At 48.4% G+C, this 661-nt stretch carries 1 tRNA gene and 1 rRNA gene; both read left to right on the top strand.

The annotated features are described in order from the left end of the window. A 16S ribosomal RNA gene (locus CUC44_RS20890) occupies positions 1–175 on the top strand; the annotation flags it as partial. A gap of 218 nt (positions 176–393) precedes the next feature. Further along, positions 394–469: transfer RNA gene (locus CUC44_RS20885), tRNA-Glu, on the top strand. The last annotated feature ends 192 nt before the right edge of the window (positions 470–661 follow it).

Below are 661 nucleotides of genomic sequence, written 5' to 3'. Positions count from 1 at the left end.
GCGGTGAATACGTTCCCGGGCTTTGTACACACCGCCCGTCCCACCATGGGAGTGGGTTGCACCAGAAGTAGATAGCTTCACCTTCGGGAGGGAGTTTACCACGGTGTGATTCATGAATGGGGTGCAGTCGTAACACGTTAACCCTAGGGGAACCTGGGGTTGGAGAACCTACTTACCTTAAGATGTCCGAAGCTGATAAGTGTTCCCACAGATCGCCTTGATTCAGCAAAGACCTGATGCAGAAATGCGTCAGTGCTTATTCAACTTCGGTTGAATGAGAGAAGCCCTATCATTGGGTTTTGGGATGTGAATAATGGCGCTCGGCCTCGCAAGGCTCGGCACTCGCCATTACCCAAAATCTGCACTGCTACCGCAGCGCAAAGATGATTTTGGGTCCCCTTCGTCTAGAGGCCTAGGACACCGCCCTTTCACGGCGGTAACAGGGGTTCGAATCCCCTAGGGGACGCCACTTCTCTTCTTGCTAACAAGAATGCAGACATAAGCATGCGTGTTTATGTCTGTTTTCTTCGGTCAATGACCGTTGCAAACTTGCTCTTTAACAATCTGGAAAGCTGATTTAAAAAGTAGTTCTCAAACATTTGTTACAAGTGCTTTGGAAACTTCTTGGCGAAAACCAAAATTTATTTTTGGTCCTTGTTGT

This window comes from Aeromonas lusitana (assembly GCF_002812985.1).
Classification (GTDB): domain Bacteria; phylum Pseudomonadota; class Gammaproteobacteria; order Enterobacterales; family Aeromonadaceae; genus Aeromonas; species Aeromonas lusitana.
This window is presented reverse-complemented; position numbering and strand designations above follow the sequence as displayed.